Origin of the sequence: Rhodococcus sp. W8901 (assembly GCF_013348805.1) — a bacterium.
In the GTDB taxonomy this organism is placed as follows: domain Bacteria; phylum Actinomycetota; class Actinomycetes; order Mycobacteriales; family Mycobacteriaceae; genus Prescottella.
Genome location: NZ_CP054690.1, coordinates 4445455 through 4471313, shown reverse-complemented (window position 1 = coordinate 4471313; position 25859 = coordinate 4445455). Strand labels below are relative to the sequence as shown.

Annotated in this window: 20 protein-coding genes; 19 read left to right on the top strand and 1 reads right to left on the bottom strand. The window is 69.1% G+C overall.

Features of this window, described 5'->3' with window-relative positions; genetic code table 11:
* Positions 1 to 3: 3 nt before the first annotated feature.
* The 9 genes from mftD to HUN07_RS20730 all read left to right on the top strand — a co-directional run bounded on the left by mftD (position 4) and on the right by HUN07_RS20730 (position 12286).
* Positions 4 to 1182, top strand: coding sequence for a pre-mycofactocin synthase MftD (gene mftD, locus HUN07_RS20775; protein ID WP_174912432.1), 1179 nt, complete (start codon positions 4 to 6; stop codon positions 1180 to 1182).
* A 24-nt stretch (positions 1183 to 1206) separates the two neighbouring features.
* On the top strand, positions 1207 to 3147 hold the full coding sequence (locus HUN07_RS20770; protein WP_174912430.1) for a mycofactocin system FadH/OYE family oxidoreductase 1: 1941 nt from the start codon (positions 1207 to 1209) through the stop codon (positions 3145 to 3147).
* A 9-nt stretch (positions 3148 to 3156) separates the two neighbouring features.
* Positions 3157 to 3969: a mycofactocin-coupled SDR family oxidoreductase gene (locus HUN07_RS20765; protein WP_114718809.1), complete on the top strand. Its 813-nt coding sequence runs from the start codon at positions 3157 to 3159 to the stop codon at positions 3967 to 3969.
* A 14-nt stretch (positions 3970 to 3983) separates the two neighbouring features.
* Complete coding sequence (locus tag HUN07_RS20760; RefSeq protein WP_174912427.1) at positions 3984 to 5930, top strand: mycofactocin system FadH/OYE family oxidoreductase 2; 1947 nt, start codon at positions 3984 to 3986, stop codon at positions 5928 to 5930.
* Positions 5931 to 6499: 569 nt separating this feature from the next.
* On the top strand, positions 6500 to 6991 hold the full coding sequence (locus HUN07_RS20750) for a hypothetical protein (RefSeq protein WP_174912424.1): 492 nt from the start codon (positions 6500 to 6502) through the stop codon (positions 6989 to 6991).
* Between the two features lie 290 nt (positions 6992 to 7281).
* The gene (mftE, locus tag HUN07_RS20745) at positions 7282 to 7962 is read left to right on the top strand and encodes a mycofactocin biosynthesis peptidyl-dipeptidase MftE (RefSeq protein ID WP_114718813.1); all 681 of its coding nucleotides are present in this window, start codon (positions 7282 to 7284) and stop codon (positions 7960 to 7962) included.
* 73 nt (positions 7963 to 8035) lie between these two features.
* A complete protein-coding gene (mftF, locus tag HUN07_RS20740) occupies positions 8036 to 9433 on the top strand; it encodes a mycofactocin biosynthesis glycosyltransferase MftF (RefSeq protein WP_174912421.1) in 1398 nt (465 codons plus the stop codon).
* A 2-nt stretch (positions 9434 to 9435) separates the two neighbouring features.
* A complete protein-coding gene (gene mftG, locus HUN07_RS20735) occupies positions 9436 to 10926 on the top strand; it encodes a mycofactocin dehydrogenase MftG (protein WP_254622619.1) in 1491 nt (496 codons plus the stop codon).
* A gap of 40 nt (positions 10927 to 10966) precedes the next feature.
* Positions 10967 to 12286 carry a GAF domain-containing protein gene (locus HUN07_RS20730; protein ID WP_174912418.1) on the top strand — a complete coding sequence of 440 codons (1320 nt, stop codon included), beginning with the start codon at positions 10967 to 10969 and terminating at the stop codon, positions 12284 to 12286.
* On the opposite strand, the gene HUN07_RS20725 is transcribed toward HUN07_RS20730, so the two are convergent.
* Positions 12283 to 13911, bottom strand: coding sequence for an AMP-binding protein (locus tag HUN07_RS20725; RefSeq protein WP_174912415.1), 1629 nt, complete (start codon positions 13909 to 13911; stop codon positions 12283 to 12285). The two genes, HUN07_RS20730 and HUN07_RS20725, sit on opposite strands and share 4 nt — an antisense overlap.
* 257 nt (positions 13912 to 14168) lie before the next feature.
* Here HUN07_RS20725 and exaC point away from each other — a divergent pair, with 257 nt between their 5' ends.
* The 10 genes from exaC to HUN07_RS20675 all read left to right on the top strand — a co-directional run bounded on the left by exaC (position 14169) and on the right by HUN07_RS20675 (position 25769).
* Positions 14169 to 15692, top strand: a complete 1524-nt coding sequence (gene exaC, locus HUN07_RS20720) for an acetaldehyde dehydrogenase ExaC (RefSeq protein WP_174912413.1) — start codon at positions 14169 to 14171, stop codon at positions 15690 to 15692.
* 85 nt (positions 15693 to 15777) lie between these two features.
* Complete coding sequence (adhP, locus tag HUN07_RS20715; RefSeq protein WP_114718817.1) at positions 15778 to 16803, top strand: alcohol dehydrogenase AdhP; 1026 nt, start codon at positions 15778 to 15780, stop codon at positions 16801 to 16803.
* Positions 16800 to 17312 carry a DUF779 domain-containing protein gene (locus tag HUN07_RS20710; RefSeq protein ID WP_174912410.1) on the top strand — a complete coding sequence of 171 codons (513 nt, stop codon included), beginning with the start codon at positions 16800 to 16802 and terminating at the stop codon, positions 17310 to 17312. Before adhP ends, HUN07_RS20710 begins: the two co-directional genes overlap by 4 nt.
* A gap of 59 nt (positions 17313 to 17371) precedes the next feature.
* A complete protein-coding gene (locus HUN07_RS20705) occupies positions 17372 to 18721 on the top strand; it encodes an ethanolamine ammonia-lyase subunit EutB (RefSeq protein ID WP_441346833.1) in 1350 nt (449 codons plus the stop codon).
* Positions 18718 to 19470: an ethanolamine ammonia-lyase subunit EutC gene (eutC, locus tag HUN07_RS20700; RefSeq protein WP_174912405.1), complete on the top strand. Its 753-nt coding sequence runs from the start codon at positions 18718 to 18720 to the stop codon at positions 19468 to 19470. Before HUN07_RS20705 ends, eutC begins: the two co-directional genes overlap by 4 nt.
* A gap of 38 nt (positions 19471 to 19508) precedes the next feature.
* Entirely contained in the window at positions 19509 to 20075 is a 567-nt protein-coding gene (locus tag HUN07_RS20695) for a hypothetical protein (RefSeq protein ID WP_174912402.1), read from the top strand.
* Positions 20076 to 20147: 72 nt separating this feature from the next.
* Positions 20148 to 20804 carry a YoaK family protein gene (locus tag HUN07_RS20690; RefSeq protein ID WP_114718822.1) on the top strand — a complete coding sequence of 219 codons (657 nt, stop codon included), beginning with the start codon at positions 20148 to 20150 and terminating at the stop codon, positions 20802 to 20804.
* A gap of 116 nt (positions 20805 to 20920) precedes the next feature.
* Entirely contained in the window at positions 20921 to 22246 is a 1326-nt protein-coding gene (locus HUN07_RS20685) for an MFS transporter (RefSeq protein ID WP_174912399.1), read from the top strand.
* Between the two features lie 169 nt (positions 22247 to 22415).
* On the top strand, positions 22416 to 24101 hold the full coding sequence (locus tag HUN07_RS20680) for an AMP-binding protein (protein ID WP_174912396.1): 1686 nt from the start codon (positions 22416 to 22418) through the stop codon (positions 24099 to 24101).
* 18 nt (positions 24102 to 24119) lie between these two features.
* Complete coding sequence (locus HUN07_RS20675; RefSeq protein WP_174914915.1) at positions 24120 to 25769, top strand: sigma-54-dependent Fis family transcriptional regulator; 1650 nt, start codon at positions 24120 to 24122, stop codon at positions 25767 to 25769.
* Positions 25770 to 25859 lie beyond the last annotated feature (90 nt).

Below are 25859 nucleotides of genomic sequence, written 5' to 3'. Positions count from 1 at the left end.
GACATGGCCAAGAGTGCCTGGTTCGAGACGGTCGCAGAGGCGCAGCGGCGGGCGAAGAAGCGCCTGCCGAAGTCGGTGTATGCGGCGCTCGTCGCCGGATCCGAGAAGGGTCTGACCGTCGATGACAACATCTCGGCATTCACCGAACTGGGGTTCGCGCCGCACGTCGCCGGGCTGAGCGGTGAGCGAGATCTGTCGACCACCGTTATGGGCCAGCCCATTTCGATGCCTGTCATGATCTCGCCCACCGGTGTGCAGGCAGTGCACCCGGACGGCGAGGTCGCGGTCGCGCGCGCCGCGGCGGCCCGGGGCACCGCGATCGGGCTCAGCTCGTTCGCGAGCAAGTCCATCGAGGAGGTGGCCGCGGCCAACCCGCAGACCTTCTTCCAGATGTACTGGGTGGGCGACCGCGACACTCTGCTCCAGCGTATGGAGCGCGCCCGCGCCGCGGGTGCGACCGGGCTGATCATCACGCTCGACTGGTCCTTCTCCAACGGGCGCGACTGGGGCAGCCCGTCGATCCCCGAGAAGATGGATCTCAAGGCGATGTTCCAGTTCGCGCCCGAGGGCATCACCCGCCCGAAGTGGCTGTGGGAGTTCGCCAAGACGGGCAAGGTCCCGGATCTGACGACGCCCAACCTGGCGGCGCCGGGCCAGCAGCCGCCCACCTTCTTCGGCGCGTACGGCCAGTGGATGGGCACGCCGCTGCCGACGTGGGACGACGTCGCGTGGCTGCGTGAGCAGTGGGGCGGACCGTTCATGCTCAAGGGCGTCATGCGCGTCGACGACGCCAAGCGCGCCCTCGATGCCGGTTGCTCGGCGATCTCGGTGTCGAACCACGGCGGCAACAACCTCGACGGCACCCCGGCCCCGATCCGCGCGCTGCCGGCCATCGCTGAGGCGGTCGGTGACCAGATGGAGGTCGTGCTCGACGGCGGCATCCGCCGCGGCAGTGACGTCGTCAAGGCGCTCGCGCTCGGTGCCCGCGCAGTCATGATCGGTCGCGCGTACCTGTGGGGCCTCTCGGCCAACGGTCAGGCCGGTGTCGAGAACGTTCTCGACATCCTGCGCGGCGGCATCGATTCCGCCGTGCTGGGCTTGGGTCACAAGTCGATTCAGGATCTGAGCCCCGCCGACCTGGTGGTGCCCGAGGGATTCCGTCGCGACCTGGGCGTCGGCTAGAACCCTCGCGTCGGACACGACCCGATGCGCGGCAACCTCACCGAGCAGTTCACCCTGGCCGGGCACGATATCCCGTCCAGGGTGCTGTTCGGCCCGCACGAGACCAATCTGGGTGACGGCCGTGCGCTGTCGCCGCGCCACGTCGCGTACTACGAGCGGCGGGCCCGCGGCGGCGCCGGAGTGATCGTCACCGAGACCGCATCCGTGCACGAGTCTGACTGGCCGTACGAGCGCGCCCCGCTGGCGGCCCGATGCGGATCAGGCTGGGCCGACGTGGTCGCCGCGTGCCGGCCGCACGGAACGCTGGTGCTGGCGGGTCTCGGGCACACCGGCCTGCAGGGGTCCAGCGCGTGGTCGCAGGCCGCGTTGTGGGCGCCGTCCCGGTTCCCGGACCCGATCTCGCGTGAGCTACCGATGGAGATGGGACAGGCCCAGATCGACTCGCTCGTCGAGGGTTTCGGGGCGGCAGCGCGAGTCGCAGCAGCCGCAGGGGCGGACGGGGTCGAACTCGACGCCGGCCCCTTCTCCCTGCTGCGACAGTTCCATTCGGGACTCACCAACCGTCGCGCCGACCCGTACGGCGCCGACCGGCTGCGCCTCACCCGCGAAGTGATCTCCGCGGTGCGCGCCGAACTCGGCGACGGCCGGATCCTGTCGTTGCGACTCTGCTGCGACGAACTCGCTCCCTGGGCCGGTGTCGCCCCCGACGAGGCTGCCGAACAGGTTGGTGCGCTGTCCGATTCAGTGGACCTGCTGGTGGTCGTGCGCGGCGGTCCGTTCACCACCGCCGCCTACCGGCCGGACATGCAGAGCGAGCCCGGATTCAACGTCGAGCTGTGCCGGGCGATGCGCGAGGCCGCAGGCGGACGCGTCCCGGTGGTGCTGCAGGGCAGCGTCGTCGGTGCCGATCAGGCGCAGGGCGCCCTCGACGACGGCGTCGCCGATCTGGTCGAGATGACCCGTGCGCAGATCGCGGACCCGGACCTTGTGGCGCGGGTTCGGGACGGCCTCGTGCCGCGCCCGTGCGTGCTGTGCAATCAGACGTGCCTCGTCCGCGATCCGCGCAATCCGATCGTCACGTGTATCGGTAACCCGTCGGCCGGACACGAGACGGTCGATCCCGAGCCCGTCGTCGCCGTGGAGTCGGCGCTCGTGGTGGGTGGTGGTCCGGCGGGCCTCGAGGCGGCACGCGCGCTCGCACAGCGCGGCGTCCGGGTGACGTTGACGGAGAAAGCTGCTCGAACCGGCGGCATGCTGCGCACGGCGGCCGTCGGGGCCGGGCGCGTGCGACTGGCGATGTTGGTCGACTGGCTCGAGGCGGAATGCCGCCGGCTCGGGGTGGACATCCGGACGGACATCGAGCTGGGCGCCGCGGAACTGGCCGAGGCCCGTACCGCCGGGACGCTGGTCGTGCACGCGACCGGCAGCAGCCCGCGACCCGCGCCGTGCCCCGTCGGTGCCGGGGTGCAGGCGGTGACCGCGGCGGATGTGCTGGCGGGCGCGGTGCTCGAACCCGGGCCCGTCGTGCTGTTCGACCCCGTCGGTGGCCCCGTCGCGGTGTCGGTGGCGCTGTGGCTGGCCGAGCAGGACCGCGAGGTGGCGATCGCGACGCCCGATCAGCTGATCGGATCCCGGCTGGGGCCCACCGGGGATCTGGTCGGCGCGAACGCGCGCGTGCAGCGGGCGGGTGTCGCGCGGCATCTCGCGGCGATCCCGGTGTCGGCCGCCGCGGGAGAAGTGCTGCTGGAGAACCGGTTCACGGGCGTGCGGACCCGCGTACCGTGCGCAGTATTCGTGGACTGCTCGCATCGACTGCCGAACGAGTCGGTGGGCGCGGGTGGTCCGCAGGATGAGCGGATCGGCGACTGCGTCGCGCCCCGGTCCGTGCTCGAAGCTGTCCGCGAGGGTCACCTCGCGGAGTTGTCAGGGGCGTCTCGGCGCCGGTTCACGTTAGTCGACCGTTAGGAGAACACTGTGGGGCAGTTCGACGGCAAGGTTGCTTTCATCACGGGTGCGGCGCGCGGCCAGGGTCGCACGCACGCCGTGCGACTGGCGCGTGAGGGCGCATCCATCATTGCGGTGGACGTGTGCAAGTCCGTCACGGACGACAACACGTACGACGCGGCGACGTCCGAGGACCTCGCGGAGACCGTTCGCCTCGTCGAGGCCGAGGGCGCCAAGATCTTCGCCCGCGAGGCCGACGTCCGTGACAGCGCGGCGCTGAAGGCCGTCGTCGACGCGGGTGTGGAGCAGTTCGGCCGGCTCGACATCGTCGTCGCCAACGCCGGCATCTGCAACTGGAACCGCTTCTGGGAGATGTCGGACGAGCAGTGGGAGACGCTGATCGACATCAACCTCACCGGCTCCTTCAAGACCCTCAAGGCGGCGGTGCCGGCGATGATCGAGGCGGGCAACGGTGGCTCCATCATCGTCGTCAGCTCCGTCGCCGGCATGAAGGCACTTCCCGGTCAGGCGCACTATGCGGCGTCGAAGTTCGGTCTCGTCGGCCTGACTCAGGCTGCTGCGAAGGAGCTGGGCGAGTACAGGATTCGCGTCAACTCGATCCACCCGTACGGCGTCAACACGCACATGGGTACCGATCAGGGCAGCCTCGTGATCCTGCAGCAGTACCCGCACTACGGGCCGAACTTCGCGCCGATTCTCACCGAGAAGCCGATCGCCGACCCGGACGACATCTCGGATGCGGTGCTGTGGCTCGCGGGTGACGGCTCCAAGACCGTCACGGCCAGCCAGGTGGCTCTGGACCAGGGCAACACCAAGGTCTGACCGGGCAGTATCCGATGTTGTTCTCCCCGCTCCGCCTGGGCTCGCGCACGCTGGCCAATCGGGTCGTGTTCACCGCGCACCTGACGAACTACGCGTGCGCCGGCCTGCCCACCGAGCAGCACGCCGCGTACTACGCGGCCCGGGCTGCCGGCGGAGCGGGGATGATCGTCACCGAGGAGCAGTGCGTCCACCCCTCGGACTGGCCGTACGAGAAGGTGATTCACGGGTACCGCCCCGAGGTGGTCGAGGGATACCGCAGGATCACCGATGCCGTGCACGGACACGGCACGGTGATCCTCGCGCAGCTCAATCACAACGGCGGTCAGGGGTCGGGCATGTATTCCCGCCGCCCGCTGTGGGCGCCGAGCCCGGTGCCGGACCCGTTGTTCCGGGAGGTGCCCAAGGCCCTCGCAGCAGACGAGATCGCCGAGCTGGTCGCCGGCTACGCCACCGTTGCCGGGCACTGCCGCGATGGTGGATTCGACGGTGTCGAACTGCAGGGGTCGCAGTCGTCGCTGATCCGCGGATTCCTCGCTCGGCAGACGAATCTGCGGACCGATGACTACGGCGGTGTGGTGGAGAACCGTGCGCGGTTCCTGCTCGAGGTGATCGCGGCGGTGCGTGCGGCGATCGGTCCGGATCTCATTCTCGGCGTGCGGCTCTCGGGCGACGAGCAGGTTTCCGGTGGCATCGTGCTGGACGAGGCGGTGACCGTGGCGCGACTGGTGGAGGCGACGGGCGCCGTCGACTACATCAACACCACGATGGGCGTGGCGACCGAGACTCTGCATCTGGTGGAGCCGTCCATGGCGACACCACGCGGCTATGCGCTGCACATCTCCGACGCGATCCGGCGCGGTGTCTCGCTGCCGGTGGTCGGGGTGGGGCGGCTGAAGGAACCGGCGGAGGCCGAGCGGGCCCTGGTCGAGGGGCGCTGCGATCTGATCGGTGTGGTGCGCGGCCAGATCGCCGACCCGGACTTCGTGGCGAAGGCGCGGCAGGGTGCCGCCGACGAGATCCGTACCTGCCTGTCGTGCAATCAGGAATGCGTCGGACGCATGGGGCTGGGGCGGTGGCTCGGATGCGTCGAGAATCCGCGTGCCGGTAGGGAATCGGTGCCGCTGCCGCAACCGCGCATGCCCGGACGCCGGGTCGTGGTGGTGGGCGGTGGCCCAGCCGGGTTGTCTGCCGCAGCGACCGCGGCGGAGCGTGGGCACCGCGTGACGCTGTACGAGCGGTCGGGCGTGCTGGGTGGGCAGATCCGGGTGGCGGCCTCGGCGGCCGGCCGCGGTGAACTCGGCGATCTGGTGTGGAACCTGGCGGGGGAGTGCGAGCGCCGCGGCGTGCGGATCGAGACGGGGGTCGACGTCGGCGTGGACATGCTCGGCGAACTGGCGCCGGATGTCGTCGTCGTGGCGACGGGCGCGCGTCCGGTCCGGCCGTGGTGGGCGGGAGAGTGCACACGCGTCGTCCATGCCCGCGATGTCCTCGAGGGGCGGGCCGATCCGCACGGCCGTGTTCTCGTGGTGGACGAACTCGGTTTCCAGCAGGGGCCGTCGGTGGCGGAGACCTTGGCAGCGCGCGGGTGCGCGGTGACGATCGCGTCGCCCGGCATGAGCGTCGCGCAGGACCTCGGTGTCACCCTGGACATGGAGGGGTGGCAGCGGCGCGCGCACCGCGCCGGCATCGAACAGTGGACCGACGTCGGGGTCGTCGGTGTCGTCGGGGAATCGGGCCGGCTGCGGGTGGCGATGGAGTACCACCTGACCGGAGACTCGCGCACGGACGGATTCGACTGGGTGGTGTGTGCGATCCACCAGGAACCCGACGAAGGTCTGTGGAAAGCATTGTCGCGCAGCAATTCCGTCCCGTTCGAGGTGCATCGCATCGGGGACGCCGTCACACCGCGGCGCTCGCACGCCGCGGTGCTCGAGGGGTATCAGGTGGCGGTGTCGCTGTAGATCCCGTGTTCAGGCAGCCTGAGGGCCCGCTCTGTTGTGCGCCGGGATCGGCTTCTTGTGGGGGTCGATCGAACTCGGTGGTGTGAACCTGGGTGGCGACCTTCGTGGTGTGCGGGTGGTGCGGCCGAGGTCGAGTGGGGCGCCATCGTCCATGAGGACGGGTGTAAGAGTGCAGTCGCAGGCGATGCGGCGGGCGGTATCGATGGTGAGCGGCCCCACCCACGGCATCCAGGCGACGTCGGCGTCGTCGAGGAGTTCGCGGTAGGCGTGGCGATCTGTGGGCGTGGTGTCAGCCTGGACGGGCTGTGTGCGAGGGGCTCGATCCGCTCGAAGGAGGTATCCGATGAGCCGTAGCCGCCTGGTGGCCGGTTGCCATCGTCCTCGGGATCACATGGCTGGTTGTCGAACTGACTCGGCGGCTCGAGCAGCGTCAATGGTCGCCAGCCGATCTCCACCAACGCGTTGGGCGGGCGCGTATATCGTCAATGCTGCAGGTGTCCAAGTCATTTACGAAATCATAGGTGTGTTGCCAAACCTGTATTGGTGCCCCGCTGGTTACCATGTAACGCATGAGTGTGCCCGGTATCCCGCGTATCACCTCCGTGGACGAGGACGGGTTCATATGCCTTGTCGCCGCAGGCCCCTACGACGGATTCGTCGGTACAGACTGGGGGTTGGACGAGCTCCTGACGCGGTTCGCCGAACAGATGAGCCGCGGTGCACTGTTCGTCGCCTACGCGGGTCCCGATGCCGCAGGCGGAGAGCTGCGGATCGTCGCGGAGGGGTCGTCGCAGCGGGCCGAGCGGGAAGCGGCAGGAGTGATCGACGCGGCCGACGGCGTCTGGCTGACTGACTACACGCAACTCACGATGGCCGCGCAGTTCGACGATGAACGACCGGAGCCCGACGATCCCGACTCCCGACTCTCGGTCCCCGCAGGACGATATCGGATCCTGCTCCGCGAGTTCGCGTCCGGCGACGACCCGGTCTTCGAGCTCGTTGTCTCTCCGGCCGGTGTCGACGACACGGTGACGCACGCCGTGGTCCCGTGGTTTGAGTAGGAACCGCAGTGCCCGCGGAAAAGTGCTGACCTGCAATCTGTCCCGAGCACTCGACGATCGCTCCCGGAGGGTGTTGCGAATGGTCGGTGGTGAGCCAGTGCAGGATGGCGGCGAGGCGGCGGCGGAGTGGTAGTTGCGCTTCTGCGCCGAGGTGTTCGCGCCACCACCGTCGCAGGCGCAGCCGAAGCTCTCGTGTCCACACGCCGCCTGAACCCTGCCAACTTCTTGGCGCAAGACAGAACGGTGGGTGGATCGGGTTCGCGTGCAAACGAGCCGCCTACGATCGACCGATGGACCTCGCCTCCACCCCGTGGCCGGACGTCGCCCGGGACGCGCTCACCGTCGCGGTGCCGGTCGGCTCGTTCGAGCAGCACGGCCCGCATCTGCCGCTGGACACCGACACCCGGATCGCGTCGGCGGTGACTCGTTCCCTCACCGACGTCGTCGCGGCGCCCGCGATCGAGTACGGCGCGAGCGGGGAGCACGAGGGGTTTCCCGGCACCGTCTCCATCGGCTCGGGCGCGCTCGAGACCCTCCTCGTGGAGTACGGCCGGTCGGTGTGTCGGTGGGCGCGGCGCGTCGTGTTCGTCAATGGGCACGGCGGTAACGGTCCTGCGCTGGTGAAGGCCGTCGAGCTGCTGCGCTACGAGGGCCGCGACGTGGCCTGGCTGCCGTGCGCGATACCCGGCGCCGACGCGCACGCGGGTCGAACCGAAACATCCCTGCTGCTGCACCTTTCACCGCGCGACGTCGCGATGGACCGGGCCGAGTCGGGAAACACTGCACCGATCGTCGAGTTGATGCCGCAGCTGCGGTCCGGTGGCATGCTCGCCGCGACCCCCAACGGCATCCTCGGGGACCCCGCCGGAGCGTCCGCCGAGGAGGGCGAGCGGCTGTTCGCCGATCTCGTTCGCCGGGCTGACGAGGCAATCGAGGGCTGGTCCCTGCGACCCGACGGGCGGCTCGTGTGACGGGTGTGGCGATTCGTCCGGGTTTTTTGCAGCAAGTTCTGCCCGTTACCGCATCGAGCCTTACCATCGTCTGATGCAGCATGCTCGCCTGCCCGACGGGTTCGGGATCCGTATCGATCCCAAGGTGCGCGCCTACTCGGGAGGCAGGGTCCTGATCGGCGGCTCACCGATGCGAATGCTCAAGCTCGCGCCGGCCGCTGCCGCGATGATCGGGGACGGCTACCTCGAGGTCGTCGACTCGCAGACCGCGGTGGTCGCGCGGCGTCTCCTCGACTCCGGCGTCGCGAACCCGCGTCCCATGGCCACTCCGTCGCCGAGCGACGTCACCGTCGTGGTGCCGCTGCGGGACAACGTCGACGGCATCGCCCGGCTCGTTCCGGCGCTGAAGGGGCTCAACGTCGTCGTCGTGGACGACGGCTCGCGCACCCCGCTCGAGCTGCCGGACCTCTCGGGGTGCACGGCGCACGTGACGCTGCTGCGGCACGAGACCTCTCGCGGTCCGGCCGCGGCCCGCAATACCGGATTGCGCTCCGCCGAAACACCTTTCGTGGCATTTCTGGATTCGGACGTGCTGCCGAAGACGGGGTGGCTCGAACGGATGCTCGGTCACTTCAGCGATCCTGCGGTCGCGCTCGTCGCGCCGCGGATCGTCGCTCTCGAACCCGAGGGGTCGATGCTGGCCCGCTACGAGCACGCGAGGTCGTCGCTGGACCTCGGGCGGAAGGAGGCGGCGGTCCGCTCCGGCAGCCCGGTGTCGTACGTGCCGAGCGCCGCGATGCTGGTGCGACGGGACGTCCTCGTCGAGGTGGGCGGCTTCGACGAGTCGATGCACGTCGCCGAGGACGTCGACCTGTGCTGGCGGCTCCAGGAGGGCGGTTGGCGCCTGCGCTACGAGCCCGTGGCGCACGTCGCCCACGACCACCGGGTCTCGTTCGGGAAGTGGTTCACCCGCAAGCTGTTCTACGGGACCGGGGCGGCGCCGCTCGCGGCCCGGCACGAGGGCATGGTGCCGCCGGTCTCGATGTCGAAGTGGACGCTGTTCGCGGTCCTCGCGGCGGCGACATGCACCCGGATCGGGCTGCTCGGCAGCATCGCCACCCTGCTGGTGACGATGCTGCGTCTGCGCCGCACGTTCCGCGAGCTGGATCAGCCCACACGCATCGCCGCGATCCTCGCCGCCCGTGGGTTCGTCGGTGGCGTGTGGCAGCTCGCGTCCGCGATGTGCCGGCACTACTGGCCGGTGACGCTGCTCGCGGTCCTGCTGTCCCGGCGGATCCGGCGACTGGCATTCGTCGTCGCCGTCACCGAGGGCGTCGTGGACTGGTCGACGCACCGCGAGCCCGGCGGGCTGGGGCCGGTGCGGCACACCGCGTTCAAACGTCTCGACGACGTCGCGTACGGCGCTGGGCTGTGGCAGGGTGCCGCCCGTGCCCGTGACCTGCGGGCGCTGACGCCGCGTATCGGCAGCTGACGGTGGACCGGGGCAGCCCGGAGATCCGGGAGATTCCAGCGTCGGCGGATGTCGTCGTGATCGGCGGCGGTTCGTGCGGAAGCGTGGTTGCCGGACGGCTCAGCGAGGACCCCGACCGTCGGATTCTGCTCGTCGAATCCGGTCCGGGCCATCGGATTCCCGCCGAGTTCCCGCCCGAACTCGTCGACGCGGGTGTGCTTCCGGTGGGGCCCGACAGTCGTTGGATCTGGCCGTACCCGGTGGAGTTGACGAGAGGCCGCACGGGCTGGATCGCGCGTGGACGCGTGCTCGGCGGTTCGGGCGCCGTCAACGGGGGGTACTTCGTGCGGGCGCAGGTGGACGACTTCGCGAACTGGCCGGCGTCGTGGTCGTACGAACACGTGCTGCCGTACTTCAGGACGATCGAGTCCGACGCCGACTTCGACGGTCCGTGGCACGGCACGACGGGCCCCATTCCGGTGCGTCGCGAGCCCGCCGATCGCTGGCATCCGGTGAGCGCGGCGTTCGCCGACGTCGCGCACGCCGCGGGACATCCTGACGACCCCGACAAGAACGCGCCCGGGTCGCACGGCATCGGCCCGGTGCCGCTGAACATCCGCGACGGCGTCAGGGTGGGCCCGGCGTCGGCCTACCTGCTGCCGAATCTGGACCGGCCGAACCTCACCGTCCGATCCGACACCACCGTCACCCGGGTGTTGTTCTCCGGTACACGGGTAGTGGGACTCGAGGTCACCACCGACGGGCGCGTGGGGACGATTCGGGCGTCGACGGTGGTGCTCACCGCCGGCGCCGTCGCGACGCCGCACCTGTTGATGCTGTCCGGGATCGGCGACGCGGAACATCTGACGACGCTGGGAATTCCGGTGGTCGCGAATCTACCGGCGGTCGGTTCGGAGTTCAGTGACCATCCCGAGGTGGTGCTGCCGTACCGGTACCGGCGCCCGGTCTCCCGAACCACGCGGACTCCGGTCCTGCAGGTGACGCTCAACACCGAGGACATCGAAATGCGGCCCTACACGGCGGCATTCGGTGATCTGATTCCCGGATCGGGAATCGGTAAGCCCTGTCTGGGAGTGGTGCTGATGAAGCCGCGCAGCCGTGGCGAGATCCGCCTCGTGTCGGCCGACCCCGGCGATGCGCCGACCGTGTCGTACCGGTATCTCGAATCGGAGCGGGACCGGGAGGCGCTGCAATCGGGGGTGGCCCACGCCGCCGACCTCATGCACTCCGGGCCGATGAGCAGGCTGCTCGAACCCGAGCGGATCGAGACGTCCGACGACTGGCTGGCCGACCATCTCGGCACGTCGCTGCACCTGTCGGGGAGCTGCCGGATGGGCGTCGACGAGGAGTCGTCGGTGGTGGACGAGCGGTGTCGCGTCCACGGAATCGACGGTTTGTACGTCGTCGATACGTCGATCCTGCCGTCGGTGCCGAGCCGCGGGCCGCACGCCACCGCCGTCATGGTTGCCGAACGCGCCCATACCTTCATGTGAGTGGCGTTACAGTAGCGTCTGGTGTTGATGGAGGGAGTCGATGACAGGTCAGGAGTTCGGCCCACGCAATCCGTGGATTGCGTTGCGCCCCGGCGACGATTTCGCGGTGCTCGCGGAACGGACGTCCTCGGCGCATCAACTGTTTGTTGAATCGGTCGACGCCGAAACCGAAACCGAAACCGAAACCGATGCCGTCCGGTCGGTCGTCCGCGAGTCGTGGCTGCGTAGCCGTGGAAGCGGAGTGAGTCCGGACGTCGTCGACGACGCGGTGGCACTCGACGGTGCCGCACTCGCGCAGCACCGGGCCGCGCATCCGCTGTCCGCGATCCGTCCGGTGGTGCGACAGTTGCTGGTCGAGGACACCGCGGACACCGGTCTGCTCGTCGCGCTCAGCGACGCCCGTGGCCGGTTGCTGTGGGTCGACGGCGACTCGTGGGCGAAGGACCGCGCGCTGAGCATCAACTTCGTCGAGGGTGCCGACTGGAGCGAGGAACGCGTGGGTACCAACGCGCCAGGCACCGCACTCGCGCTCGACCACGTCGTCCAGATCTACGCGGCCGAACACTTCAACCGCGCGTGCCACGAGTGGAGTTGCTCGGCGGCCCCGATCCACGACCCGGTGACGGGGCGGGTGATCGGGGCGCTCGACATCACCGGCGGACCCCGGGTGGCGGTGCCGGAGGCGCTCGCCCTCGTCCGTGCCACGGTTGCGGCGGCCGAGGCGGAAATGCGGTTGCAGGCCTTGGCGGCCCCGCGACCGCCGTCGACGTCGGTGCCCCGCCTCGAGGTGCTCGGGTCGGGGCGCCCGGCCTTGGTCCTCGACGGTGAGCGGCACGATCTGTCGCGCCGGCACGCGGAGATCCTGCTGTTGCTCGCGGAACACCCCGAGGGTCTCGCTGCGGATCATCTCGCGGTGCTGCTCGACGAGACCGAACTCGATTCGGTCACCGTGCGGGTCGAGATGTCGCGTCTACGTAAGGTTTTCGGTGCCAACCGGCTGGGTTCACGACCGTACCGCCTGCTCGCGCCGCTCGAGTCCGACGTCGGCGACGTGCGGTCGATGCTCGATCGTGGCGATCTCGAGTCGGCGCTGCGCCTGTACGACGGCCCGGTGTTGACGGGCTCGGATGCGCCCGGCATCGAGGACGTCCGCGAGGAACTGCGCATGCGCGTGCAGGCGACGGTCCTGCGTGGTGGTGATGCGCGTCTGCTCGCCTCGTGGACCAGTTCGATCCACGGTCGTCACGACCGCGACGCGTGGGTGGCCTACCTGTCCACACTCGATCACGGCTCGCCGCAGCATACGCAGGTGGAGGCCCTCCTGCGTATGCTCGACCGACGGTTCGGTGCGGGCTACTAGCCCTGTGCCCCTATCGATTCCGACGACGCGATCGCGGTGGCCCACCGGTAGTCGGCCTTCCCCGCAGGGGTCCGCTTGACCTCGTCGACGGACACCATGGCGCGCGGGACCTTGTATCCGGCGAGCGTCTTGCGGCAGTGCTCCTGGACGTCGTCGAGCGTCAGCTCCGCGGCGTCGGGGTACACCGCGATCACGGCCGCGACCCGTTGGCCCATTCGCTCGTCGGGCACCGGTACGACGAGGGCGTCGGCGACCGAGGGGTGTGCGTGGAGTGCGGCCTCGATCTCCTCCGCGAAGACCTTCTCGCCGCCCGTGTTGATGCACTGCGACCCGCGTCCGAGGAAGACGATTGTGCCGTCCGCCTCGATCGTGCCCATGTCGCCCAGCACCGAGATGCGGGTGCCGTCGGCGCGGGTCGGGAAGGTGCGTGCGGTCTTCTCTTCGTCGTTGTAGTAGCCGAGTGGGACGTTGCCGATGCGGGCGATGTACCCCACCTGGTCGGACCCGGCCGGGATCTGTTCGAGTCGCTCGTCGACGAGGATCATGTTGGGGGACGGCGGCATGCGCAGGTTGCCGTTCTCGTCGACGGTGAACGCGCCGTCGTTTCCGGATTCGGAGGCCCCGAAGTTGTCCCGTAGGAGCAGTTCGGGTTTGACCGCGAGCATCCGCTCCCGCACGCTGACGGACCAGATCGCTCCGCCTGACGTGATCGAGTACAGCGAACTCAAGTCGACCTCGCCCTTGCGGCGTTCCATCTCGTCGACCAGGGGCAGGCCCATCCCGTCGCCGACGATGAGGATCACCTGGAGTGATTCCTTCTCGACCGCCTCGACCACCTTGCGGGGGATGAAGTCCCGCATGAGTACCACCCGTGCGCCGAGGGTGAGGAACGTGAACAGCGAGTACAGTGCGGCGCCGTGCATGAGGGGTGCCGCGATCAGGTAGGAGAGGCTGGGAAACTCCTTTGCCGCAGAGGCGATCTCGGCAAGGTCCTTCCGGTTCTCTTCGCCGTAGGGGTTGCCGCCGGACAGTGGCTTGCGGAAGAAGTCGTCGTGTCGCCACATGACGCCCTTGGGGTATCCGGTGGTGCCTCCCGTGTAGAGGACGTACTGATCGTCGCCGCTCCGCGGGCCGAACTCCGCGGTCGGCGGCAGCTCGCGCGTACCGCTGAACGGCACCACGGTGATCGAGCGTGCCTCAGCCGCCGAGCGCAGTTCGTCGGTGGTCTCACCGACGACGATCACGGTCCGCACCTGCGGGCAGGCGCCGAGGAGTTCGGCGAGCGCGCGTTGATGTTCGGGGAGTTCGACGACCACCGCGACCGAGTCCGAGTTTGTGAAGATGTACTCGAGCTCGGCCGGCGTGTACCGGTAGTTGACGTTGATCGGCACGGCGCGGATCTTGATCAAGCCCAGGATCGATGTGACGTGCTCGATGCTGTTCTTCAGGAACAACGACACGTGCTCACCCGGCTCGATTCCGGCGTGTGCGAGTAGCTGGGCCGTCCTGTTCGCCTCGCCGTCCAACTCGGCGTACGTCAGGTGCTCGCCCTCGTACGTGAGCGCGATGCGGTCGGGTACTGCCGCCGCGACCGTTTCGAAGACATCCGCCAGATTGAACTGCATCAGTATTCCTCCAGAACCACGTGATTCGGTCGGTGAAACGTATTCCACCCGATCCGCACATTAGCCAGAGGACTGCCGGATTCGTCGTGGTTTCCGGCATCCCGATTCCGGGGGCCGGCGGGGCAGGCGCGGATCCTGTTCGGGTCGCCCGCCGCGCAGTTGTGACCTTCGATCCGACACAGTTGCAACATCGACGTGTCTAGTGTCCTATATCACACCCCGGCGTGGGGAGGTGACAGCACAGACAGGAGTCTTCGATGAGCGTATATGCCCGCCCGGGTTCGCCCGACGCCCTGATGTCCTTCGAATCGCGGTACGACAACTGGATCGGTGGCGAGTGGGTGGCGCCGGCGAAGGGGCAGTACTTCGAGAATCCGACCCCGGTCACCGGAAGGTCGTTCTGTCAGGTCGCGAGGTCGACGGCCGAGGACATCGACCTCGCGCTCGATGCCGCCTACGCCGCCGCGCCCGCCTGGGGTAAGACGTCGGTGGCCGAGCGGGCAGTGGTCCTGAACAAGATCGCCGACCGGATGGAGCAGAACCTCGAGAAGATCGCGCTCGCGGAGTCGTGGGACAACGGCAAGCCGATCCGCGAGACCCTCAATGCCGACATTCCGCTCGCGATCGACCACTTCCGCTACTTCGCGGGCGCGATCCGCGCGCAGGAGGGCTCGCTCTCGGAGATCGACTCCGACACCGTCGCGTACCACTTCCACGAGCCGCTCGGCGTGGTCGGGCAGATCATTCCGTGGAACTTCCCGATCCTGATGGCGACGTGGAAGCTAGCCCCCGCCCTGGCTGCCGGGAACGCCGTCGTCCTCAAGCCCGCCGAGCAGACGCCGGCTTCGATCCTGTACCTGTTCTCGCTCATCGGCGACCTGCTCCCCGCGGGTGTCGTCAACATCGTCAACGGTTTCGGCACCGAGGCCGGGAAGCCGCTCGCGTCGAGCCCGCGGATCAGGAAGATCGCGTTCACCGGCGAGACCACCACCGGCCGGCTGATCATGCAGTACGCGTCGCAGAACCTGATCCCGGTGACACTCGAACTGGGCGGGAAGAGCCCCAACGTCTTCTTCTCCGACGTCCTCGCCGCCGACGACGACTTCCAGGACAAGGCGCTCGAGGGCTTCACGATGTTCGCGCTCAACCAGGGCGAGGTGTGCACGTGCCCGTCGCGTGCACTGATCCAGAAGGACATCTTCGACGACTTCCTCGCGCTCGCCGCGGTGCGCACGAAGGCTGTTCGTCAGGGCGATCCTCTCGACACCGAGACGATGATCGGCGCGCAGGCGTCGAACGATCAGCTCGAGAAGATCCTGTCGTACATCGAGATCGGCACGAACGAGGGCGCCCGGCTGATCACCGGCGGTGAGCGGGCCGAACTGGGCGGCGACCTGGCGGACGGCTACTACGTGCAGCCGACGATCTTCACCGGCGACAACGGCATGCGGATCTTCCAGGAGGAGATCTTCGGCCCGGTCGTGTCGGTGACGTCGTTCGCCGATTACGACGACGCCATCGCGATCGCGAACGACACCCTCTACGGTCTCGGTGCCGGCGTGTGGTCGCGTGACGGCGGCGTCGCGTACCGGGCCGGACGCGACATCCAGGCCGGCCGGGTGTGGACCAACACCTACCACCAGTATCCGGCGCACGCGGCGTTCGGCGGTTACAAGCAGTCCGGAATCGGCCGCGAGAACCACCACATGATGCTCGACCACTACCAGCAGACCAAGAACCTGCTCGTCAGCTACGCGCCCGGGGCGCAGGGCTTCTTCTGATCCGATTCCGATCCGACAGCACAGCGCGCGTCGCCCGCAGGTGTTGTCCGCGCGGGCGCCGCGCCCCACACCATCGGAGGTTCTCATGACCGAGACGATGAAGGCCGCGGTCGTCCGCGAGTTCGGAAAGCCCCTGTCCATCGAGGAGGTGCCGATACCGCGGCCCGGCCGCGACCAGGCGCTCGTGAAGGTCCGCTCGAGCGGTGTCTGTCACACGGATCTGCACGCGGCCAAGGGCGATTGGCCGGTCAAACCGGAGCCGCCGTTCATCCCGGGACACGAGGGCTACGGCGAGGTGGTGGAACTGGGGGAGGGCGCGACCGAACTCGCGGTCGGTGATCTTGTCGGCAACGCGTGGCTGTGGTCGTCGTGCCTCGAGTGCCGGTACTGCCGCACCGGCTGGGAGACGCTGTGCGAGAAGCAGATCAACGGCGGCTACACCGTGGACGGTTCGTTCGCGGAGTACATGCTGGTCGACTCCCGCTTCGCGGCACGGGTTCCGGCGGGCGCCGATCCCATCGAGGTCGCTCCGGTCCTGTGCGCCGGGGTCACCGTCTACAAGGGGCTCAAGGTCAGTGACGTCATACCGGGTCAGTGGGTGACGATCTCCGGCATCGGCGGGCTCGGCCATGTCGCGGTGCAGTACGCGACGGCGATGGGGCTGCGGGTCGCCGCGGTCGACGTCGCCGATTCCAAGCTCGCGCTCGCGGCCCGCTACGGCGCCGAGGTGCTCGTCAACGCGTTCGAGGAGGACCCGGTCGAGCGGGTTCGGCAGGCCACCGGCGGAACCGACGCGGTGCTGGTGACCGCGGTCAATCCGGCCGCGTTCAGGCAGGCGATCGGCATGGCCCGACGCGGTGGCACCATCACGTTCATGGGACTGCCTCCCGGGGACTTCCCGACCCCGATCTTCGGCACCGTCCTGGGAGGACTCACCCTGCGCGGGTCGATCGTCGGTACCCGCCAGGACATGGCCGAGGCGCTCGACTTCTACGCTCGCGGGTCGATCCACCCCACCGTGCACACCCGTCGGCTCGAAGACATCAACGACATCTTCGACGAACTCGATCGCGGAATGGTCGACGGCCGCATCGTCCTGGACTTCGCGTGAGTCCCGCGCCTGCCCGGGCGGTCGTGACAGCGGCCGCGGCCGCCTTGCTGCGACACCTCGCCGACGTCCACGGACCGCTGATGCTGCACCAGTCCGGCGGCTGCTGCGATGGATCGGCGCCGATGTGTTTCCCGTTGGGGGAGTTCGTGGTCGGCGACCGCGACGTGCTGCTCGGTGTCCTCGACCTGGGGGCCGGTGTCGGCGAGACGTCGGCGTCCGACCCCGAGGACGACGACGCGGTCCCGGTGTGGATCTCCGGCCCCCAGTTCGACGCGTGGAAACACACACAGTTGGTGCTCGACGTCGTGCCCGGCCGCGGCGCCGGATTCAGCCTCGAAGCACCCGAGGGGGTGCGACTGCTCAGCCGCGGCCGGGTGTTCGGCGCCGACGAACTCACCGCCCTCGCGGGGGTGGCACCGATCCTCGGAATCGACTGGGAGCGGGGCGCCCGCCCCGGTCCGTCGCCGGTGCCGCTCGTCGTCGCGAAGGCGGGGGAGGAGGTCGGGTGACCCTATACAGCCGGCAGATCTCCGGGACCACCCACACGTTCGACGGGCTGGTCGACCTCATGGCGAGGGCGACCCCACTACGTTCGGGTGACGAGTTGGCCGGGTGCGCAGCAGGATCCGATGCCGAGCGTGCCGCCGCGCAGTGGCTCCTCGCGGACCTGCCGCTCGAGACGTTCCTGAACGACCTGGTGGTGCCGTACGAGGACGACGAGGTGACCCGCCTCATCGTCGACTCCCACGACCGGGTCGCGTTCGGCCCGCTCTCGCACCTGACGGTCGGCGGCTTCCGGGACTGGTTGCTGGCGACCACCGCGACACCCGACGCGGCCGCGACCCTCGCCGCCGTCTCGCGGGGTCTGACCCCGGAGATGGTGGCCGCGGTCAGCAAGATCATGCGGAACCAGGACCTGATCGCCGTGGCACGCGCGATCACGGTGACGTCCGGCTTCCGGACCACGATCGGGCGGCCGGGCACTCTCGCGACGCGACTGCAGCCCAACCATCCCACCGACGATCCGCGCGGAATCGCGGCCGGGATGCTCGACGGATTGTTGCTGGGCTGTGGGGATGCGGTGATCGGCATCAACCCGGCCACCGATTCGCCGCACGCGACGTTCGACCTGCTGCACCTGCTCGACGACATCCGTCGGCGCTTCGACATCCCGGCGCAGTCGTGCGTGCTCTCGCACGTCACGACCACGCTCGACCTCGTGAACTCCGGTGCGCCGGTTGATCTCGTCTTCCAGTCGGTGGCGGGAACCGAGGGCGCCAATTCCGGTTTCGGCGTGAACATCTCGCTGCTGCGGGAGGCGAACGAGGCGGGGCGGGCCCTGGGCCGCGGCACCGTCGGCAACAACGTCATGTATCTCGAGACCGGTCAGGGCCCGGCCCTGTCCGCGGGCGCCCATCTCGGGACCGGCGGGCGTCCCGTCGACCAGCAGACGCTCGAGGCCCGCGCGTACGCCGTCGCGCGCGATCTCGAGCCGTTGCTGGTGAACACCGTCGTCGGCTTCATCGGGCCGGAGTACCTGTACGACGGCAAGCAGATCGTCCGGGCCGGACTCGAGGACCACTTCTGCGGAAAGCTGCTGGGTCTGCCGATGGGTGTCGATGTCTGCTACACCAACCATGCCGAGGCCGATCAGGACGACATGGACACCCTGCTCACCCTGCTCGGCGCCGCCGGGACGGCCTTCGTCATCACCGTCCCCGGCGCCGACGACGTGATGCTCGGCTATCAGAGCCTGTCGTTCCACGACGCGCTGTACGTCCGGCGCGTGCTCGGACTGCGACCGGCGCCCGAGTTCGAGGCGTGGCTGCAACGCCTGGGCATGGCGGACGCGGACGGCCGGATCCTGCCCGCCGACGTGGACTCGTCGCCGCTACGCGAACTGGTGACCGGCCGATGACGGACTTCTGGGACGAACTGCGGCGCAGCACCCAGGCGCGGATCGGCCTCGGCCGCGCCGGCGATTCGCTGCCCACCGACCGGGTGCTCGAGTTCCGGGTCGCACACGCCGCCGCCCGGGACGCGGTGCACGAACCGCTCGACGTCGACGCCTTCGCCGCGGGGGTCGCCGGAGTCGGGCTCGGCGCACCGGCCGTCGTGCGCAGTCGCGTACGCGACCGCGGCGAGTACCTGCGTCGCCCCGACCTGGGCCGCGTGCCGGAGACGCTCGAGCCGGTGGCCCGGACTGACGCGGACATCGGCGTCGTCCTCGCCGACGGGTTGTCCCCACATGCCCTCACCGACCACGGCGTGCCACTGCTGGGGGCACTGGCCGAGGCCTTGTCCGACCGGTACCACATCGCACCGCCCGTGGTGGCGACCGGCGCGCGCGTCGCGCTCGGGGACCACATCGGGAAGGCGCTGGGCGTGCGCACCCTCATCGTCGTGATCGGCGAGCGTCCCGGGTTGTCCGTGGCCGACAGCCTCGGGATCTACCTCACGCACCGGCCCCGGCCCGGCCGCGCCGACTCCGACCGGAACTGTGTGTCCAACATCCACCCGCCCGACGGCCTCGGCTACCGGGACGCGGCGCGGGTGGTGTCGATGCTGGTCGACGGCGCGCACCGACTGGGACGTTCGGGCGTCGCGCTCAAGGACACCTCGCGTACGGACCCGCTGACGTCCCCGCCCACCATCCTCGAGTTGTAGGTTTCTCCTGGACTTATCGCACACACGAGGAGAACACGATGGCCTTCGCTGGCAACGTCGACGAACTGGCACTGCTGCAGACGATCCGGTTGAAGGGGCAGGTGACGGCCGACGTCCTGGCCGCGCAGCTCGGCGTCGTCGCCGCGTCCGCGGCGGCAGCGCGTGACGCGCTGCTCGCACAGGGCAAGGCGGAGGAGACCGGTGACGGCGCGTTCACGCTGACCGATGCCGGTCTGGCCGAGCTCGGCGACCAGCTCGACGCCGAGCGGGTGTCCATCGACGAGGACTCGATCGCCGAGATCCACGAGCGTTTCCTCGAGCTCGACGGCCCGCTGCGCGAACTCGTTGCCGGCGGCGACGCCGACCTCGATTCGCTCGCTGCCCTCGACAAGAAGGCGCAGGACGTGTTCGACGACGTGTCCGCGTTCGTGCCGCGTCTGTCGCGCTACCAGGATCTGTTCGCCGAGGCGTTGCAGAAGGCGCAGGCCGGAGACGCCGAATGGATCGCCGCTCCCGGGATCGCCTCCTACTCCACGGTGTGGGGCGAGGTCGCGCGGGAACTGCGTGGCGCGTGCGGCCTGGACGAAGACACGGTCACCGCCTGACGGACCGACGTACCGACGCACTGACGACCGAACCCACCCGGGTGCCGCCCGGGTGGGTTTATCGTCGGAGGGGTGGTCGTCCACTACCCACGGGGCGTGCTCGTCGTCGCGGTATTCCTTTCCGGTCTGGCCGGATTCGTGGACGCGATGGGTTTCATCATGCTCGGCGGATTCTTCGTTTCCTTCATGAGCGGCAATTCCACCAAGCTCTCGGTCTCCGCGGCCGACGGTCTGGTGACCACCGCGCTGACCGGCGCCGGGATCGTCGCGCTGTTCGTCGTCGGTGTGATGATCGGATCGGTGACCGGCCGCCGATTCGGTATCCGCCACAGGTCGGCCGTCCTGACGCTCGTGACCATGTTGCTGATCCTCGCCGCCACCGCGCACCTGGCCGGGTGGACGCCTGTCGCGATCTCGCTGATGATCACCGCGATGGGCGCGGAGAACACTACGTTCGAGCGGGAGGGCGAGGTGAGTATCAGTCTCACCTACATGACCGGCAGTCTCGTGAAGATGGGGCAGCGCCTGGTCACCGCGTTCTCCGGCGGGGATCGGTGGGGGTGGGTGCGGCATTTCCTGCTGTGGGCGGCGATGGTCGTCGGCGCCTTCCTTGGGGCCACCGCGCACCGGTTGGTCGGGCTGGAGGCGCTGTGGTTCGCGGCGCTCTGGGGTGGCATCCTCGCGGTGGTGATCGCCCGGAGACCACCCGTGGCGACGGCGGCTGAGTGACAGGCGTCACTCCACCCCCTTTTCGGGGGTAGTTGGCCAGTGACCCGGATCACTACCTTTCCTCGCAGTCGCTGACGCCAATCGGGGCGTCGCGCACGGCTCGAGAAGAGGGATCCATGACGACTGTGTCGCCATCGGTCGGCTCGGCGAACGCCACACCTCCGCGCACCGGCGTGGGCAGGGTGGCGATCGCGAGTTGCATCGGAACGACGATCGAGTTCTACGACTTCTTCATCTACGGAACCGCTGCCGCACTGGTCTTTCCGACGGTGTTCTTCCCAGCGCTCGGTTCCACCGCCGGCACGGTCGCGTCGTTCGCGACCTTCGCGGTGGCGTTCATCGCCCGGCCCGTGGGCGCAATGTTGTTCGGGCACTACGGTGACCGGATCGGCCGCAAGAAGACCCTCGTCTCGACCCTGTTGCTGATGGGCATCTCGACGCTCCTCATCGGCCTGCTGCCGGGCGCCGAGACGATCGGTGTCGCCGCGCCGATCATCCTCGTGCTGCTCCGATTCGGCCAGGGCTTCGCGGTCGGCGGGGAGTGGGCGGGCGCAACTCTGCTCACCGCCGAGTACGCGCCGCCGGACAAGCGCGGCTTGTACGCGATGTTCCCCCAGTTGGGCCCGGCGATCGCTTTCGTGCTGTCGAGCAGCACGTTCCTCATCACCGGCGCCGTGCTCGGTGATGCGAACGAGGCCTTCCTCATGTGGGGCTGGCGGGTGCCGTTCGTGTTCTCCATCGTGCTCGTCGGCATCGGGCTGTACATGCGCCTGGCCATCGAGGAGACCCCGGTGTTCCGGGCCAACCAGAAGATCGACGCGGCCGACGCCGGTCCCCGGACGCTTCCGTTCCTCGACGCGTGGCGTTACCAGACCAAGGAGATCCTGCTCTCGGCGGGCGCGCTCGCGACCCTGTTCGCGTTCTTCTACATGGGCACCGCGTTCCTCACCAGCTACGGAACCAAGACCCTCGGCTTCAGCCGCCCCTTCGTGCTTGTGGTCGGCATCGTCGCCGCCGTCGTGTTCGGTGCGGCGATCGTCGTCTCGGCGCTGTACTCGGACCGGATCGGCCGCCGCCGGGTCATCATGCTGTCCTGCGTCCTCGCGGTCGGGTGGGCGCTGGTCCTGTTCCCGCTCCTCGACTCGGGGTCCCCGGTGGCCTTCGTGATCGGGATGTGCGTCACGCTCGCGATCTTCGGGATGGCCTACGGACCGTGTGGTGCGCTCCTGCCGGAGATGTTCCACACCCGCTACCGCTACACCGGCGCCGGACTCGGCTACAACCTGGCCGGCGTGCTCGGTGGCGCCGTCCCGCCGCTGATCGCGGCGCCGCTCGCCTCTGCCTTCGGCAGCTTCGCGATCGGCCTCATGCTCGCGGTGCTCGGCATCGTCAGCTTCGTGTGCACCAAGGCGCTGGTCGAGACGAAGGACCGCGCGCTCTGAACCGGTCCCCGACCGGGGTCGACGTCGGGGGTGTTCGAACTCTGAACAGTTGTCGGCACCCCCGACAGTCGACTATGTCCTACATCACAGTCGAGCGAGTACGTTGAGGAAGCCCGCACCGCCGGGATTCCCCAGTGGGCGCCGCGGCGGCGCCCGGAGAGGAAACGCGATGACCACAACTTCGCTGTCAGGATCCCTGCCGAGCTACGCCTCGGGAGTGTGGGACGCGCCCATGCTGGGCGACACCATCGGCGACAACTTCGACCGCACGGTCGCGGCGCACGGCGACCGTGACGCGTTGATCGATCGCGGTTCGGGACGACGATGGACCTACAGCGAACTGGCGGCGGATGTGGACGCGGTCGCGTCGGGGCTGCTCGGTCGCGGAGTGGTGAAGGGCGACCGCGTCGGCATCTGGGCTCCCAACTGCGCCGAGTGGACCCTGGTGCAGTACGCGACCGCGAAGATCGGCGCGATCCTCGTCAACATCAACCCCGCGTACCGCTCCCACGAGCTGCAGTACGTGCTGAACCAGGCGGGGATCCGGATGTTGGTCGCCGCGCCGTCGTTCAAGACCTCCGACTACGCGGCGATGATCGATCAGGTCCGGCCAGAGTGTGCCCGCCTGGAGCATGTGCTGTTGCTGGGCGGCCCGGACTGGGACACTCTGGTCGCCGACGGGCGGGTCGCACACGCCGGCAGTCCCGAGACGCTCGCCCGGGCACAGGCGGCACTGTCCGCCGACGAGCCCATCAATATCCAGTACACCTCCGGGACAACGGGATTCCCGAAGGGTGCAACGCTCAGTCACCACAACATCCTCAACAACGGCTACTTCGTCGGTGAACTGTGCGGCTACACCGAGCGCGACCGGGTGTGCATCCCGGTGCCCTTCTACCACTGCTTCGGCATGGTGATGGGAAACCTCGCGTGCACCAGCCACGGCGCCGCGATGGTGATCCCCGGACCGGCGTTCGACCCGGCTGCAACACTGGCGGCGGTACAGGCCGAGCGGTGCACGTCGCTGTACGGCGTGCCGACGATGTTCATCGCCGAACTCGCCGACCCGCACTTCGAGTCCTACGACCTGTCGAGCCTGCGCACCGGGATCATGGCGGGTTCGCCGTGCCCGGTCGAGGTGATGAAGCAGGTCATCGAGCGGATGGGCATGGCGGAGGTGTCGATCTGCTACGGCATGACGGAGACGTCACCGGTGTCGCTGCAGACCCGTCGCGACGACAGCATCGACCAGCGGGTCTCCACCGTCGGCCGGGTCGGCCCGCATCTCGAGGTCAAGATCGTCGACCCGGCGACGGGGCTGACGGTGCCGCGCGGAGAACCCGGCGAGCTGTGCACGCGCGGATACTCGGTGATGCTGGGCTACTGGCAGAACCCGGAGATGACCGCAGGAGCGGAGCCTGCGGAGCGACCATACAAGCTGGGGCCAATCGATCCCGCACGCTGGATGCACACCGGCGATATCGGGGTGATGGACGCGGACGGCTACGTCGCGATCACCGGCCGGATCAAGGACATGGTGATCCGCGGCGGCGAGAACGTCTACCCGCGCGAGATCGAGGAGTTCCTCTACACCCATCCCGACATCCTCGACGCGCAGGTGATCGGGGTGCCCGATCCGAAGTACGGTGAGGAACTGATGGTGTGGGTCCGGCTGCGCGACGGTGCCGAACCGCTCGACGCGGAGAAGATCCGGGCGTTCTGTACCGGACGCCTGGCACATTACAAGATCCCGCGGTACGTCCACCTCGTCGACGAGTTCCCGATGACGGTCACCGGGAAGATCCGCAAGGTGGAGATGCGGGAGCTGTCGCTCGAACTGATCGATCGCGTCTGATCGGAGGAAGTAGCAGTGGTGCACGGTTTACGGCCGGAGATCGAATTATCCTGGAAGCGTTCGAAGCTCAGCGGAATCGACCCCGCCCGGGTGCCCGAACCGGCGCTGCTCGACCCGTCGGACTCGGCGGGCCGACTGCTGCGGGCGGCCCGCCCGGTCCTCGACGAGATCGGGGTGCAACTGTCGGGGACGGGATGCGGAATCCTGCTCGTGGACCGGGACTGCCGTGTCGTGTCCCGCGTGTTCGACTCCGATGCGATGCGGTTCGCGATGGAGGGCGTCGGGGTGCTGCCCGGCGTCGTGCTCAGCGAGGAGAACTACGGCACCAACGCGCTCGGCACGCCGCTCGAGGTGCGCCAGGGCCTCGTGGTCCACGGGCACGAGCACTTCCTCGAGTCGTTCCGCCAGTTCAGTTGTTACGGGCACCCGATCGTCCACCCCGTGACCCGCCGGATCGAGGGCATCCTCGACATCACCGCGACCGAGAAGACCGCGAACCCGCTGTTCGCGCCGTTCCTGGCCCGTGCGGCCGGGGACATCGAGGCCCGGTTGCTCGAGGGGGCGCGCGAGTCGGACCGCCGCGTGGTGGACGCCTTCCAGCGCGCGGCGCGGCAGCGCGGACTCGCGGTCGCGGCGATGGGGCAGGACATCATGCTCACCAACAAGGCGGCCGTCGAGATGCTCGGGCCGAGCGACCATGCCGCGCTGTGTGCGCTCGCCGCGGATGTCCCGGCGGGGGAGACCCGGACGCTGGACTTCGTGCTGTCCGCGGGCGGGAGTACCGGACTGCGGATCGACCGGGTCGCCGGCGCCGACAGCGGAGCGCTGTTCCTGCTCGACATCGGCGACACAAGGACGCCGGTGCGGCGCACCGCGACCCCGCAGGACGCGACGTCGCGACTGCGGCGCCGGCTGCGCGAGTTACGTTCCGGCACCGGTTCACTCGCCCTCGTCGGCGAGCCGGGCAGCGGTCGGACGTGGGCGGCGCGGCAGTTCGTCGACGGCGCCGTCAACGTGCTCGAGGTGGTCGATGCGGCCCAGATCGTCGGCCAGGGAGAACACGAGTGGTCGGCGAGCCTGCTCGCGGTCGTCGCGCGCGACCCCGCGTTCGTTCTGATCGAGCACGTGCACCTGGCGCCCGAACCGGTACTGGCGTTGGTCGCGTCCCTCGTGGCGAACCCGAGCGGCCCGCGGATCGTGCTCACGAGCGACCCGGTCGACGGCGGGCAACCGGCCGTGCGGGATCTGCTCGCGCGGTGCGGTGCCCAGGTCGCGATTCCAGCTCTGCGGCAGCGGATCCGGGAGCTCGACCGCCTGGTCGCGGCGCTCGCGGGCGAGCTCGGCCGCGCGGATCTCCGGGTGGGGCCGAGCGCGCTGGCGGCGCTGTCCGAGCACACGTGGCCGGGCAACCTCGTCGAACTTCGCGCCGTGCTCGCGGGCCTTCCCGACAAGCTGGACGGCACCCCGATCCGGGCCCTGGACCTCCCCGAGGATTACCGAGCGTCGGGCAAGGTGGCGCGACTCGGCGGCCGGGAGCGGGCCGAACGCGACGCGATCGTCGAAGCGCTGAACGAGAGCGGCGGTAACAAGGTGCACGCTGCGGCCCGCCTCGGGATCAGCCGCACCACGCTCTACAGCCGCATCCGCGCGCTGGACATCACCGTCTGACGGTGTGCCCCACGCGCGCTGTCCAAAGCTTGAACAGTTGACGATCGCCCTCCCGAAGCACGATGGCTGTGTTGCACGTCACACGCCAGA

Coding starts and splice junctions, on each gene's coding strand:
- mftD (WP_174912432.1), top strand. CDS start 4: ATGGCCAAGAGTGCCTGGTTCGAGACGGTCGCAGAGGCGCAGCGGCGG.
- HUN07_RS20770 (WP_174912430.1), top strand. CDS start 1,207: ATGCGCGGCAACCTCACCGAGCAGTTCACCCTGGCCGGGCACGATATC.
- HUN07_RS20760 (WP_174912427.1), top strand. CDS start 3,984: ATGTTGTTCTCCCCGCTCCGCCTGGGCTCGCGCACGCTGGCCAATCGG.
- HUN07_RS20750 (WP_174912424.1), top strand. CDS start 6,500: ATGAGTGTGCCCGGTATCCCGCGTATCACCTCCGTGGACGAGGACGGG.
- mftE (WP_114718813.1), top strand. CDS start 7,282: ATGGACCTCGCCTCCACCCCGTGGCCGGACGTCGCCCGGGACGCGCTC.
- mftF (WP_174912421.1), top strand. CDS start 8,036: ATGCAGCATGCTCGCCTGCCCGACGGGTTCGGGATCCGTATCGATCCC.
- HUN07_RS20730 (WP_174912418.1), top strand. CDS start 10,967: ATGACAGGTCAGGAGTTCGGCCCACGCAATCCGTGGATTGCGTTGCGC.
- HUN07_RS20725 (WP_174912415.1), bottom strand. CDS start 13,911: ATGCAGTTCAATCTGGCGGATGTCTTCGAAACGGTCGCGGCGGCAGTA.
- exaC (WP_174912413.1), top strand. CDS start 14,169: ATGAGCGTATATGCCCGCCCGGGTTCGCCCGACGCCCTGATGTCCTTC.
- adhP (WP_114718817.1), top strand. CDS start 15,778: ATGACCGAGACGATGAAGGCCGCGGTCGTCCGCGAGTTCGGAAAGCCC.
- HUN07_RS20705 (WP_441346833.1), top strand. CDS start 17,372: ATGGCGAGGGCGACCCCACTACGTTCGGGTGACGAGTTGGCCGGGTGC.
- eutC (WP_174912405.1), top strand. CDS start 18,718: ATGACGGACTTCTGGGACGAACTGCGGCGCAGCACCCAGGCGCGGATC.
- HUN07_RS20695 (WP_174912402.1), top strand. CDS start 19,509: ATGGCCTTCGCTGGCAACGTCGACGAACTGGCACTGCTGCAGACGATC.
- HUN07_RS20685 (WP_174912399.1), top strand. CDS start 20,921: ATGACGACTGTGTCGCCATCGGTCGGCTCGGCGAACGCCACACCTCCG.
- HUN07_RS20680 (WP_174912396.1), top strand. CDS start 22,416: ATGACCACAACTTCGCTGTCAGGATCCCTGCCGAGCTACGCCTCGGGA.